This is a genomic window from Janthinobacterium sp. 64, assembly GCF_002813325.1.
Classification (GTDB): domain Bacteria; phylum Pseudomonadota; class Gammaproteobacteria; order Burkholderiales; family Burkholderiaceae_D; genus Janthinobacterium.
Genome location: NZ_PHUG01000001.1, coordinates 490,108 through 504,125, shown reverse-complemented (window position 1 = coordinate 504,125; position 14,018 = coordinate 490,108). Strand labels below are relative to the sequence as shown.

Here is a 14,018-nt window from a genome sequence, read left to right as displayed (position 1 = left end):
CACGCAATTGACCGAGAAGGAAACACCATGAACACCGAGAAATTGACGACGCAAGGCTGGCGCTATGCAGCCCCGGCGCGCCTGCTGCACTGGCTGATGGCCGTGCTGATCCCCGCCATGCTGGCCCTGGGCTGGACCATGATGGAGGTCGAGGACGATCCCGGCAGCGAGGTGTATTTCAATCTGCATAAATCGCTGGGCTTGCTGCTATTGCTGCTGCTCGCCGCGCGCGCCGCCTGGCGCCTGGGCCACAGGCCGGCTAGCCTGCCGCCGTCCGTGGCGCCCTGGCAAGCGCGCCTGTCGCGTCTGGGCCATGGCTTGCTGTACGCGGGCATGCTGCTGGTGCCGGCCACGGGCCTGGCCGGCGCGCTGCTGAGCAAAAGCGGCGTAGCCTTCTTCGGCCTGGCCCTGCCGCGCTGCTTCGCGCCCGACCACGCGCTGGCCGAACTATGCTTCGGACTGCACGAACTGGCCGCCTGGACCCTGGCCGCGCTGATCGCCCTGCACGCCCTTGCCGGCCTCAAGCATCTGCTGCTGGACAAGGACGGCGTCTTCCAGCGCATGCTGTAGACGGCTGGCGCGCCATGACGCTTATGAGGCAACAGCAAACGATGGCGCTCCCGGCTGGAAACCAGCCCGCGCCGTGCGCAACGCCCGGCGCGCCTTGCCGATGCCGCCGCTGACGGTCTGCCCCGTCTGCGCGGCACAGTGGTCGAGCGCCTGCCGCAGCAGGGTGTCGACGCTGCGCAGCGAAATGCCGTGGCGCGCGGCCACCTCGTCGCGCGTGGCGTCTTCCAGGCGCAAGCCGAACAGCACCTGCCGGTGGCGCCGCGGCAGGCACGCCACCGCCCGGTCAACGGCGGCCAGCTCGGAGCGCACTTCGGCCAGCGTGGCCGGTCCAGCCGCGCCATCTGCCAACTGTTCCAGCAGCGCTTCGGCGCCGTCCGCGTAGTGCCAGGGCCGCGCCTGGCGCAGCCGGTCCACGGCCAGGTTGCACGCCACGCGGCAGACGTAGGCATCCATGCTGCTGGCGGGCGGTGCCGGCTTGCCCGCCAGGCGCAGCCAGGTGTCGTGCAGGCTGTCGCTGGCCAACTCCGCGCAGCCCAGGTAGCGCGTCAGGCGCCGGTGCAGGCGCGCGTAGTGCGTGGCCAAGTGCGCCTGCAGGCATGGCGACAACGCTTCCACGCTGGCCGTCACAGGTCCAGCTCCTGCTGCTCCGGGCGCGTCAGGTGGGCGCGCTGAGTGGCACCCGTGCCGCCGAGGCCGAGGATGGCGACGGGGCTGTCCGGCCGGTAGCTGGCCGCCTTGCCGCGCTTGTCGCCGTCCTCGACCGGCTCGTCGCCAAAGCCCAGCACGCGCACGGAAAAGATCGATGGCAGGCTGCCGCGCGCCGCCGCCCGCTCGCGCTGCAGCACTTCCTGCGCCGCGCCCGTCGCCTGCGACGCCGCCGCACTGGCGTTGCTCAGGGCGGCCACGTTCACGGCGGCCAGCACCGGCATGCCACTCGATTTCCCCTGCACCTGGATGTTCGCCGCGTTCACCACCTGCAGCGCCGCCAGGTTGATATTGCCCGACACGCGAATGCCCGCCTCGCCCGCGTCGATGGTGCCCAGGGGGGCGATCAAGTCGATATCGCCGGCCGGCACTTCCGGTATCGGCGCCAGCGTGGCGATGCCGGCGCCCGTGCTGGGCACGTCAGACGCCAGCGTCACATTGCCCCATTGGTCATACACGCGTTTGGGCGGCGTGTAGACGATGGTCGACTTCGACCCGCGCCCCGCATTGATGTCGCCCTGCGCCGACCAGGCCAGGATGGCGCCGCCGAAGGTAGTCATGATGCGGCTTTGGCCCAGCAGCATGCTGTCCTGGGCGTACAGCGCGATATCGCCCGCACCCTGCGTGAGTACGCCAGGCACCAGGCCAGGCACCGCGAGCGGCGCCTGGCCCTCCGTGCCGAAGACCTGCTTGCCGCCCGGCGCGAGCATGCTGATGTCGCCGCCGAACAGGGTATTGACGCCGGACGGGCCATACAGGCTGATATCGCCCTGGTAGCCGATGCGCGCGCCGTGCGCATCCTGCGCAGGGAACAGCGCCGCGATGGCGTTGCGGCCGCGCAGGTAGCTGCCGAAACGCGCACCTTGCGCATCGTTGTATTCGCGCCCGCCCGCCTTCAATTCATCAAAGAAGACCTGGCGCGCGAAGATACGCTGCTGCTCGGGCGGCAAGGCGGCAAAACGCGTGCGCGCCTGTTGCGGCGTGCCGGAGAAACCCTCGCGCGCCGCCAGCCAGGCGGCCAGCTCCGGCGCATAGGTTCTGGCGACCTTGCCCGCCTGTTGTGCCAATGGCACGCCAGCCTGGGCCAGGTTGACCGGGTCCAGGTAGCGCTGCGCGAAGGCGGCGAAATCGACGCCATTCACGCCGGCTTCGCCCAGCCCCGCCTGCAGCACGATGCCGGCGCCGGGACGTTGATCGCCAGCCACCACGGCGCCCAGGCTGACCAGCGCACCCTGCTCTTCCATGCGGATATGGCGCCCCGCCGTCAGTTCCAACGTGCCGGGACCGGCCACGCTGAAGCTGCTATGCAGGATGTCGCGGCCCGCCGCGACGATGGACACGTCCGTGGCGCGCGCATGCACGAACAGGTTGCCCGTGCTGACGCCGTTGCCAGACACGTTCTCGCGGGTATTGGTGATGGCATTCGGCAGCGCCGTCGGCTGGCCCGGCTGCGTGCCGGAGTTGACAATGTCGCGCCCGGCCCGCATCCACACGGGCGCGGCACCCTCGTACCACATCTGTCCGGCCCGCTGGCCGTTGACAAACGCCAGGATTTCTCCGCTGCGCAAGCCGACGATATCGCCCTTGCCCGCGTACAGGCGCGACGGCGTACCGGCGTCGCCGAGCGGCACGGCGCTGGGGCTGCCAAACGCGAACAGGGGAAAGCGCACCAGGCTCGACACGATGCCGTCCACGCCGCCATTGCCCGCCACGTAGACCTGCTGGCCGTTCAGAACATCACGCTCATAGCCGGCGAAGGCGGGATGAACGGGCGTGGGCAGGCTCGATGCGGCGGCGCCCGAGCGGCTCACGGCATAGCCGCTGGCATACAGCGAATCGCCCGCCAGCAAGTCGAGCCGGCCGTTGGCCGATGGCGCCAGCAGCATGGAATAGCCGGGTGCGTAATAGTCTTGCCCGCCCAGCGCCGACTTGCCCAGGAAGATGCTGCCATTCGCGGCCACCGCCCCCAGCTGCGAAGGGAACAGGAAACGCCCGTCCGAATCGGCATGGTTGCCCTGGCTGGCCGGTGTCCTGCCAAAATCGACATCGCCCAGCTGCACGCTCGGCGCCAGGCTGCCGCCAGCGGAGAACAGGTCGATCGCCGTACCGTCCGTCCACAGCGAAAACCAGCCATGGCCGCCCTGCGCATGGGCCTTGCCATTGGCCGTGAACGCGGACGTATGGGCTGTCTTCACGCGGCCCGGGTCGCCCGTGCCGGCCAGCACCAGGTCGCCGCGCGTGGACACGCGCGCCGCCGCATCGCCCAGCATCAACGTCGCGCCGCCGGTGGCCGTGCCCAGCGTGGCGCCGTAGGGATCGTAGGCGCGCTGCTCCTTGCTGTCGTGCTGCTGCGGCATGCCGCCATAATTGAAGGCGACGCCGCCCAGGCTGCCCGTTTGCAGGGCCAGGGCACCGCGCAGATTGCTCAGCGCGCCGTTCAGGTTCAGGTTCTGGTTCTGGTAATCCGTCGCCGCGCCCAGCTGCATGCCAAAACCGTTGTTGACGGCCGCCCTGGCCTGCAGGCCGGGATTGATGTCGCCGCCGATGCGCACGTCCATGTCACCGCCGCCCGTCAGCAGCAGGCCGCCGTCGGCGCCGACCCGGCCCGTGCCGGCCACGGCCAGCACCAGTCCTTCGCTGCGCGGCGACTGGTCGCCATCGGCCGAGCCGCGCCGCGCCTGCATGCCCGCATGGCCGCCCACATCGACGCTCAGGTTGCCGCCGCCCAGCGTGCCCATGCCCGTGAAGCCCACCAGCATGGGCAGCTTGTCGATGATCGCCTGGTCGGGCTGCAAGACGCTCGCGCCACCGGCTTCCTTGATATACGTGCCAAAATTGATCCACCAGCTGGCGGGTATGGGGTCGACGCCGGCCGTGCCGCCCGTGCTCTGGCGCCACAGCCAGTTGCCTACGTTGGCGCTGCCCGCCTGCCTGCGCAAGTCTTCCTGGCGCGCAACGCCGAACGCACTGACGATGTCGCCCGTCAGGTTGCCGCCCGCGCGCAGCAGCAGATTGCCGCCATGGTCGGGGTACCAGGCCGCATAGGCGCTGGCCACGCCGCCATCGACCAGGGATTCATACGCGGCGCCGCCGCTGCCCAGCACCGTCGCGCCGTCGCCGGCGCGCCCGCGCGCCTGATTGTAGGCGGCATTGCCCAGGCTGGCGGTGGAGGTACCCGCCGTATAGATGCCATATGGCGACAGGGTACTGACGTTGCCGGCCGCAATCAGGTCCAGGTCGCCCGTCCCCGTGCGCAGCACGCTGAAATGCTGGGTTGCTGGCGTCACGCTTTTCAGCGCGCCGATTTCCACCCGGTCCGGCGTGCCGGGAATCGCCTTGCCCAGCGGGATGCAGAGGTCCGGGTCGCACTGTCCTTCCACATCCAGCGGCACCGGCTTGCCGGCCAGCCAGGCGGGATCAAACAGGCTGGCGCTGTCGCTCCAGGCATAGTTGTAGCGGTCGCAGGCGCCTGCGTCGCACCAGTCTTCAAGATCGGGCGCCACCGGCGTGCCTGGCTCGTAGCCCAGCTCGCCGCCCAGCGCATTCCAGAACCAGGCACCGCCCGGCCGCGCCGGCGTGCCCGGGATGATTTTCCGGTCATACGTTTCATACAGCGCGTAATGGCTGTCGGCCAGCCGCAGGTCGCCCGCCAGCACGGGCCGGATGCTGCGCGTGTCGGCCGCGCCGGTATCGGCGCCGGACACGAGCCGCATCGACCACGACAGCGAGCCTTCCGGCAGCATGGGCGCCACCGCCCAGTTACGCCCCTGCACGCCGCCCGTGATGGCGCGCAGCGGCACGCTGAGGGCGCCGCCCGGCAGCTTGACGCGGGTATCGGCGGGGATCAGCGCACCGACGCGCAAGGCCAGCGCACTGGCCAGCATGACCCCGTTCGGCTTGAGGTAGTTATCAAACTGCGCCAGGCTCGGCAGTGGCACGCCGGCCGGCCAGGTCAGGCCTTCCAGCGCAACCGTCCCGGACAACTGCGAACCGGCGCCCAGCTGCGTGCCTTTCGGCAGCAGCAGCGGCTGGCCCGCAACCAGCGTGCCGGCCGCATGCAGCAGGCGGCCGGCGCTGTCGCGCACGTCCGCGCGCAGCACCGTATCGACTGGCACTTCCAGCGCCGCCGCCAGGCTGGCCGCCACCGGCAGCACGGTACCCACGGCCAGCGTCACCGGCTGGATCGGCAGGGCATAATTCAAGACTTTGCCGGCAGGAAACAACGTTCCCTCGGCCAGCACCACGCCATGGCCCGGCACCACCACGTCGCCGCCGTAGGCCTGGCGCCCCGGCGTCAGCACCCAGCCCTTGTCGTCCGGCGTGGCGGGCGGCGGCGCAAAACCGTCGTTGATGCTGCCAAAGATGTCGAGATTACCGCCCGCGCGCAACACCAGGCTGCCCGGTTCGCCCGAGCCGGCCACGACGGTTTTTGGCGTCTTCGCGTTCAGACCCGCATAGCGGTGCGCGGACAGGTCGATGTCGCCGCTGACCACCAGGTCGCCCTGCGTGACGATCTCCACGCCGGGGCGCACATGCAGCGCCTCGGCATATGCGGCCGTGCGCAAGCCGGCCAGTTTGTTTCCCAGCAAATTGGCGTTGCCCAGCGCCCCCGCCATGAAGGCCGTGCTGTCGTCATGCTTGCTATCGAGGTAAGCCTGGTCGATGAACTGGTACGGCCGCCCGCCCGCCGCCAGGTCCGCCTGCGGCAAGCCGTCCGTGCCCGGCACGACCTGGCCATTAGCATCCTTGAGCACGCCTTGTGGCACATCGCCGTAGCGCGCCGTGCCGTGCACGGCGATCTCGCGCGCGCCTTCGATGCGCAGGCCTGCGCCGGCCGCGATGGCGATGTCGCCGTGCGTGGCCGCGTCGGCGTCGCTGGCGCCACCGGCGCTGCCCAGGCGCGCCGCGTGCAAGTCCAGGGTGCCGCGCGCCTGGTCGTCATGCCGGCCCTTGCCCGCGCCGCTGCCGGCCGCCGTGCCGTGGCGCACATCGAGCCGCGCACCGCCGTCCAGGGCCAGCACGCCATCGCCCGCATTGATTTCGATCATCGCCCGGTTCGGCGCATCGATGATCTTGCCATAGCTGTCGACGCGCAGCACGCTGCCATGCGCGTCGAGCACGGCCGTGCCGGCCAGCGTCACGCCATGCTTGCCCGCCAGGCGGATGGCGCCCACGCGCTCGCCGCTGGCGTCGATGGCGCCCGCCACCGTCAGGCGGCCATTATCGAGCGAAACATTGACGCTGCCCGCCCTGATCTCGTCACCGATGGTCAGATCGCCCTGCTTGATCTGGAAACTGCGTTCGCCGTCCACCTTGCCGTCGTTCAGGCGCCGGTTCAGGGCCGCGAAATCGCCCACGTCCTGCGCGCGGATATCCACGGCGCCGCCCTTGTAGGGCAAGACGGTGCCACCGGCGTCATAGCGGCCGCTGGCGCCGCCCAGCAGCCGGCCCTGCAAGTCGACCTTGCCTGCGGCCGCATCGAGGGCGATGGCTTGCACCTTGCCGCCCTGGTTGTTGCGGGCCGACACATCGATGCCGGCGGCGGCCGCCTGCGCGATATTGCCGCTGCGGCTGGTCAGTATGACTTCGCCGCCCCAGCTGTATTTGTCCGCATCGTGGATGCTGACCTTGCGCCCTGCCAGGTCCAGCTGCGCGCCGTCCAGCAGGCGCACGTCGCCCGTGGCGGCCAGGGTCAGTTTGCCGCTAGGCAACACCACGGCCGTATCGAGCGTCACGCTATTGCCCGCCAACAGCAGTTCCGCGCCCAGCGCGTCGCTGCCGGCAAGCGCCGCCGGCCCGCCAGAGCCCGCTCCCGCGATATTGAGCGCCCCGCCTGCCGTGATGCGGTTGACGGAACCGGCTTGTCCCGTCAGCAGCGGCGTGTTCAGGTACAGGTCGCCGCCGGCGTAGGCGTAGCCCTTGCCCGTCGCATACGCGCCCTGCGACTGGTGCACGGCCAGGCTGCCCTTGTGGTTGGCCGTGATGCGCTCGCTGGCATTGAGCCTGACGTCGGCAAAGCCCAGGATCAGGCGCTGCGCGTCGGCCAGCGTGTCCGGGCGCGTGTCGGGGCCATAGCCGAACTCGATGCGCCGCGCACGCACGTCGAGCGTGCCGCTGCCCGTGCCGGCGCCGCCGGCCAGCACGGCGCCGGGCAGCGCTGCCGGGCCGGCCGTGCCGCCATTCCAGACGAGGGTGTCGGTGACGATGCGCGCCGCCTCGCCCGCCTTGCCGCCGCCATACATGGCCGGCGTCGTCAGCGACAACTTGTCCAGCAGCGACTTTCCGCTGGCATCCATGGTGCTCAGGGTCGTGTCGCCGTAAAAATTGAGCGACTGGGCCGCCGTCAGCGACAAGGTCTGCAAGGCCGGCGCGCCCGTGCCGGCATCGCCGCGCAGCAGGCGGTCCAGGACCTCCTGGTTCAAGCTCAGCCCCGGCGGCAGGGCACCGCGCGCGGCGGTCGCATCGAGCGTCTGCGCACTGCCCACGTTGATGCCGCCGACCGCCAGGGTCAGGTGACGCGTGCCGTAGCGCACGGCGTCGCCGAGCTCGAAGGCGCTGCTGGTGGCAAAGGCGATCGAGCCTTCCGAATACAGCGAGGTGGTTGCCGCACAAGCTACCTGCGCACAAGTGCCGATGCGGATGCTGGCCGGCGTGCCCACGCTATCGTATTCCGGCGCCAGCATCTGCAGGCGCCCATTGGAAACGGCCAGCACGCCACGGTAGCCGGGCTGGTAGACGAAACCGTCGTCGGCATCGAAGGCGGACCTGCCGCGCCCCAGCGTGCTGATGGCCGCCCCCTGCTCGACCTTGATGCCGGCGCCCTGGTTTGCCACTGTTGAGTTGGCGATGAGCAATACTTCGGCGGCCGACAGCGACGCCCCGTCACGCACGGTGATGGCGCCGGCTGCCCCGCCAGTGGCGAAGTCGAGCAAGTTGCCGCCCTGGCCGTAGCGCACCACGGGCAAGCTGCCCAGCGACAGGCGCGCCGCGCCCACGGCGTTGACGTCAACGGCGCGCAGCGATACGCTGCCCATGTCGGCGCCGGCCTGGCCAGCGGCCGCCAGCACTTCCAGATGCCCGCCGTCCATCGGGAAGGCCAGCGTGCCGCCATGTCCCTTGTCGGCGGGCTGAAAGCGGGCCTGGCCCTGGAAATGGAAATCGATGGCGTCGCCATTGCCTGGCATCAACTGGACCACCATGGTCCTCGCATCCGCTTCCAGCATGGCGCGCGGCACATCCAGCCTGGCCGCGTCGGCGCGCACAAAATCGGCATAGCTGGTTTCCCGGTACTGCGAATAACTGCGCAACACGCTGGCCGGCGTCACGATCAGCTGTCGCGACAGGGCGTCGCCGATGTCCGTGCCTGCCACGGACAGGCGGCCGCTGGCGGCCCAGGAACCGTTGCGCATGGCATTCGGCGCGGCCGGCGCGATGCCGGCCTGGCCATTGAACTCGACGCGGAAGGCGCCCGGCAGCAAGGCGTAGGTCGACGGCAGCAAGGTGTAGCTGCCGGCCGGCAAACCGGGCACGCCGGCGCCTATCGTCACCTGCTGGCCCGGCACGGGCACACTGGCGCCGCGCTCGCCATCGGCGGGCGCCACCGGCGCCTGCGCGCCCGGCACGATCGCGTACACGGGATTGCTGGCCAGTTCAGGCAGGATGAAGCCGCCGTTGGCCCGCGTCTGCACCAGCGGATGGTAGCGCGCATCAGTGGAGCCGCCACGGCCGGCCACGAAGGCGGCGCCCAGCAACTGGCCGCCACCCGACAGATCGAGCACGGCGCCCGGCTGCACGTCGACCGCGCGGCTCTTCATCGCCAGTCCCACTTTCAGATTGGCCGTCGTGCCATAGGTGCCGCCCGCGCCCAGCAAGCTGACATCCTGGCCATCGTAGCTCCAGCTGACGCCATCGGCCGTGCCGCCATATGGCAGCATCAGGCCGGCGCCGCTGACCGACGTCACGCTGCCCGGCAGGAAGCGCAGGGAACGCGTATCCGACATGCTGGCGCCCGTACTGGCGCCCAGCACGAGGCCGCCCAGCGGGGCCAGCAACACTCCGCCCTGCTCGATCGCGGCGGCGCCCAGGGTCAGCTTTCCAAAGGCGGAAGATGGCGGCAGCGCTGCGCCATCCGTGCCGGCGCGGCCTATGCGCAGCAGGCGCTGCTGCGCATAATCGCTGCCCCCGCCCAGGTAGCCGGCCCGCACGATGGCGTTGGCCCCCGTTGCCGGATAAATGCGCGCCGCCGTCAGCGCCAGGTCGGCCGGCGTGTTGAGAACGGTATTCTGGCCGCTGACGGTAGCGCCCAGGAAGCGCAAGTCGCCCTGGCTGGCCAGTTCCACGCTGTCGAAGGCACGCCGGTCGAGCACCATCGGCAGTCCTTGCGCACGCTCCTTACCCCCATGCGCACCCGTCGTCAGTACGTCGCGCACGTCGAGCAGCTGCGTGGCTTCCAGGCGCAAGGTGCCTGCGGCCGGCTGCGTCGATACGCCGCCCGTCACAGTGGGACGTATCTGGCCATCGCCCGCGCCAACGGCGCCGATGCCGGCCAGGCGCATGTACGGCGCCGCCAGCAGCACGCGCGTGGCTGCTGCCGCGCCGTCGGCCAGTACCAGGGTGGGCGCGTACAGATGCAGGCTCTGGCCCAGCGACAGGGACAGGTCGCCATCGAAGCCGAGCATGCCGTTGCTGAGGATGGACAGATTGCCGAAGCCGCCGGCGGCCACCTGCGAGGCGGCCAGCGCCGCGTGGCCATACGCGAACTGCGCGGCCGCCTGTTCCGGCTGGGTGGCAGCCAGCGTGCCGCCGGCCGGCTGCTGGCGCAGCATGAACTCGCGCGCCTGGCGCACGCGCGCGCCCGCGGTATCGCGGTACTGCGGCGTTTCCAGCGCGAGGGCGAGCGTGCCGCCGGCCGCGCCGGCGCCGCCCGCCCCGGCCTTCATCTGGCCGTCAAGATACAGGCCGTTGTTCGACGCCAGCGCGATGCTGCCGCCACGGCTGGCCACTTGCGTGGCGCCCAGGCCCGCCACGTCGAGCTGCGCCTGCGTGCCGGAAGCGTCGAGCAGCGCGCCTTCGCGCACGGCCACGAACAGGTGCGCCGCATCTGCCTTGCCCGTGGCCTGGTCGAGCGTGCCGCCCACCACGATGCTGCCGCCGTCGCGCACCAGGCCATAGCGCTGGCCGCGCGCATCGACGGCCGTGGCGGCGCGCGCCGCCGCGTCCAGCACGGCCCCGTCGCCGATCCAGATCGAGCGGCCATGCCCGGCGCCGTTGGCCGTCTCGGCCGCCTGCACATCGCCCGCCATGCCTTCCAGCACGATCTTGCCGCCCCAGGCATTCAGGCGGCCATCGAGCGTCAGCTGGCCGACACTGGCCAGCGTGATCGACTGGCCGGGATCGACTTCCAGCACGGCGCCGTGGCCGATGCGCGCCTGGACGCTGGCCATATCCGCGCCGCCGGAGACGTCCGCCACGCCGGCCTGCAGCCGCAAGCTGGCGCCGAGGCGCTGCGTCAGCACGCCCTTCCTCGCGTCTTCGCGGTATACGGGCGACAGCCACGCTTCCACCTCCTGCCCGGCCAGGCGCAGCAGCGGCATCGTCACCGCCACCTGCGCGCCGTCGGCCACCGTCAAGCCGCCATTGCCGCCGATATCGTAGCGGGAAAACCCTTTGTCAAAAAAGCCGCTGTCGAGCTGCAGCGTGTCGGCCGCCGCCCGCGCCGTTCCGCCGATCAGCACCTTCGCCGCGCGCACCTGCAGCGTGCCGCCGCCCTCCATGCCCTGGCCCAGCAGCGCGCCGTCGAAACCCAGGCTGGCCGCGCGCTCGCTGCCCTGCATGCGCGTTTCCAGCGTCACGTTGCCGCCCTTGCCGCCGCGTAGCGTACCACCGGCCAGCTGCGCCGCACCCGAGCGCACGTCGATGCGACTGTCCTGGCGCAGCAGCACGTCGCCGCTGCTGCGCAGGGAAACACTGCCGCCATGCCGGTATGCCAGCCTGGCGCCAGGCAATGATTCCTCATCCTGCAGGGACTGGCTCCACAAGCCGCTCGCATCGAACGTCACGCCGCCGGCCACCTGCACGCCGGCCTTGCCGCCGGTGGGCGCCTTCAGCACGCTGTCCTCGATACGGCCGTTGACGGCCTGCCGCAGGATATTGCCGATCTGGATGCCGCCCGCGTGCGCCGTCACGTCGGCATTGACTGCCACGTCGCTGCCGTACAGGGTCACGTTGCCGCCGTCGGCCACGCGCACGGCGCCATTGACGGCGATCGTATCCGTGGCGGCAATGCGGATGGCGCCCAGTTCGAAGCCGTTCAGGCGTGCCGTATCGAGCACCAGGCGCCCCTGGCGCGAGGTCGGCAGCAGCGTGCCCAGGTCCAGGCCTGCGGCGATATCGTCCGCGCCGCCGGCCAGTTGCACGTCGCGCATGACGGCGCCCAGGCTGTCGTGCGTCAGGCCCGTGCTCTTTTCGAACATGGGCACGGAGCGCCCGACGATCAGCTGGCCGCGCGTGGCGGCGGCCTTGTGCGACTGATGATAGCCATCGACACCGGCCTGCGCCGCCTGCTGCTGGCCCGGCCCCTGGACGGCGCTGGCGTCGATCACCCCTTCCAGCACGGCCGCCTGCGTGCCGATCACCAGCTTGCCGGCATCGCGCCCCACCGTATACCCGTTTTCCAGCCGCTGCAGCGGCGCGATCAGCGGACTGCGGTAGGAAGCCGTGGCGGACTCGCCCCAGCGCGCGTGCAGCTCTTCAAAGCCCCGGTACAGGCCCGTGTATAGCAAATCGCCGGGGGCGCGCGATGCTTCGTACTGGCGGCCGTCGGCCCCATTCACCCAGGTCTGGCGGATCGAGCCGCCCTCCACCCGCAAGGTGCCGCCCGACAGGTTGATGCTGGAACCGGCCTGCGTGACGACGTCCTTGCCGTCAAAACTGAGCGTGCCGCCCTGCGCCATCCATTCTCCCACCGTGTGTCCCTGCATGCCCAGGTAGCCGCCTACCTCCAGCAAGCCGCCCGCCGTGTACCAGCGGTCGCTGTCATAGCCGTTCGTTCCCTTGGGAACAAACACCAGGCTGCGCCTGTCCAGCCAGATATCGCTGCTATTGAGCCCCTTGCCATCACGGTTGCCGGGTGCGTCGCGCTGTTCGTTGCCCTGCACGTTGACCTTGACGTTGTTGCTTTCCATGGCCAGCCGCACACCCGCCGCGCCCGCCACGTCGATCTGTGCGCCATCGCGCACCAGGCTGCGGCCGGCCGCATTGACGCTGATCTGCCCGCCCGTGGCCAGCGTCAGCGACGCTCCCTGGAAATCCACCATGCCGGCGCTGTCGATGGCGATGCGCGACTGGTCGCGCCGGTCCGCCAGCGGCAGCATGGACCCGGCGCCGGCCACGGCCGGGGCGCGCAAGCCGTCGCGCTGGCTGTCGAGCGCCGTATTGCCCGCCGCTTCCTCGATCAGGACGGCTGTCGTGGCGCCCTGCCCCAGCACCACGGCGGCCTGCTCGCCCAGCGCCTGCAGGTGCAGCGTGCCGCGCGCATTGACGCTGGTGCTGGCCAGCAGCACGCCATCCTGGCGCACCTCGCGCCCGGCCAGGGTCGCATCGCCTTCGCGCACCTGGATCAGCCCCGAATTGGCGACCTTGCCTGTCGCCCCCGCCGCGCCGAAGCGCGGCACGACCTCATTGCCACGCGTGGTGGACAGCGCATTGCCATCCGTGCCCACGCCCTTGCGGATGACGAAGCTGTCGCCAGCGGCCAGCAGCGCCTGTCCCTTCGGCGCCAGGATCTCGCCGCCGTTATGCACCTCGGCGCCAGCCAGCAGCACATAGCCGCCGCCCTCGGTGGAATTGGCGGGCGCGCGCGTGGCGAGGCGCGCGCCGCGCAGCACATCGACCTTGCCCAGTGCATCACTGATCGATGGCACGCTGCCATTGCTGTAAATGCCGCGCTCGCGGAACTGCGCGTCGCCCATGCCGGCGGCGGCAGCCACCAGGTTGCGCGTATCGACCTGGCTGGCGCCATGGAAGACGATGCCGTTGCGGTTGACCAGCAGCACCGTGCCATCGCCCTCGATGCGGCCCTGGATCTGGCTGGGACGGGCCAGCGGATCATTGACCCGGTTCAGTACGGCCCAGTCCTTCTGCTGCTGGAAGGACAAGGTCGTATCCTTGCCGACATTCAACGTTTCCCAGTTCAGGATGGCCTTGTCGGCCGTCTGCCGCACCAGCACCGTCGTCTTGCCTGCCTGCACCGTCTGCACGGGAGCCTGGGCGTTGAGCCAGCCAGCCGTCAGGCTGTTGGCATCGATCTTCAGGCCGCCATTCACCAGGCCGTCGGGCACGCCGGGCGCAGTGGCCGCCGCCTGGCGCGCCTGTGCCTGCGCCGCCTGCTGCGCAGCGATGGCGCGCGCGGCCAGATTCAGGTTGTTGAGCGAACGCTGCAACTGCTCGCCAGTCTGCGGGCCGGGCGCCGCCGGCCGGCCGGCCAGCGGCACGCCGCCGGGCTGCCGCCCCGTCTGCACCGCTGTCGCCTGCGTTGCACCCTTGCCGGCAAACCAGGCGCCGCTGAACGCCTGCTGCGCCTGCGCCTGCTGCACCGTGCCGCCCGCCGCCAGCAGCACGGCCACGGCATACGCGAGGGGCGTAAGGCGCATGGCCGCTTGCGGCACGGGCACGCGCACGCGCAGCGTCTGTGTCATGGTCTTGCGCGGGGCAGTGTGAAACATGGTCATGGCAATGATTTCCTG

At 70.6% G+C, this 14,018-nt stretch carries 3 protein-coding genes; 1 reads left to right on the top strand and 2 read right to left on the bottom strand.

Features of this window, described 5'->3' with window-relative positions; all coding sequences use genetic code 11:
- Positions 1-27 precede the first annotated feature (27 nt).
- Positions 28-570: a cytochrome b gene (locus tag CLU91_RS02200; protein WP_100872795.1), complete on the top strand. Its 543-nt coding sequence runs from the start codon at positions 28-30 to the stop codon at positions 568-570.
- A gap of 21 nt (positions 571-591) precedes the next feature.
- Here the strand turns inward: CLU91_RS02200 and CLU91_RS02195 are convergent, their stop codons facing one another.
- On the bottom strand, positions 592-1,197 hold the full coding sequence (locus CLU91_RS02195; RefSeq protein WP_100872794.1) for an RNA polymerase sigma factor: 606 nt from the start codon (positions 1,195-1,197) through the stop codon (positions 592-594).
- Positions 1,194-14,003, bottom strand: a complete 12,810-nt coding sequence (locus CLU91_RS02190; protein ID WP_232730589.1) for a filamentous haemagglutinin family protein — start codon at positions 14,001-14,003, stop codon at positions 1,194-1,196. Before CLU91_RS02190 ends, CLU91_RS02195 begins: the two co-directional genes overlap by 4 nt.
- Positions 14,004-14,018 lie beyond the last annotated feature (15 nt).